Source organism: Thermus sp. FJN-A, from assembly GCF_054655095.1.
Map to the genome: position 1 here is coordinate 1 of NZ_BAAHSC010000140.1, position 417 is coordinate 417.

The 417-nt window shown below is 77.2% G+C and carries 1 protein-coding gene; it reads right to left on the reverse strand.

What is annotated here, in order from left to right; all coding sequences use genetic code 11:
- Nucleotides 1–417 (reverse strand): HlyD family secretion protein (locus ACYQ0J_RS00720; protein ID WP_460170286.1); only part of this gene is annotated, 417 nt, incomplete at both ends.

The following is a 417-nucleotide window of genomic DNA, read 5'->3' on the forward strand; positions in this document are numbered from 1 at the left end:
GGCGGGCCTCCCGGATAGACTCCTCCAGGCGGGCCTTCTCCCCGGCGCAGTCCAGGGCCAGGCGGGTCAGGCGGGCCTCGGCCTCCTCAAGCCGGGCCTCCCCCTCGGCGAGGCGGAGGGGGGCCTCGGCCCCCTGGGCCACCAGGTAGCGCAGGCGGCCCACCTCGTCCCTCAGGCGGGAAAGCTCCCCCCGGAGGGCCTCCCGCTCCGCCCGGCACCGCTCTTCCGCCCGGGAAAGCTCGGCCTCGAGGCGGGCCGCCTCCTCCGCCTTGGCCTGGGCCTGGTCCTCGAGGTCCCGCAGGGGCCCCTCGTCCACCCGCCGGGCGATGGGCTCCCCCTCCTCCACCCGGTCCCCCGGCTTCACCAGAAGCCCCGAGAGGGAGGGGAGGGAGAAGACCAGGGGGTGGAGGGTGGGCA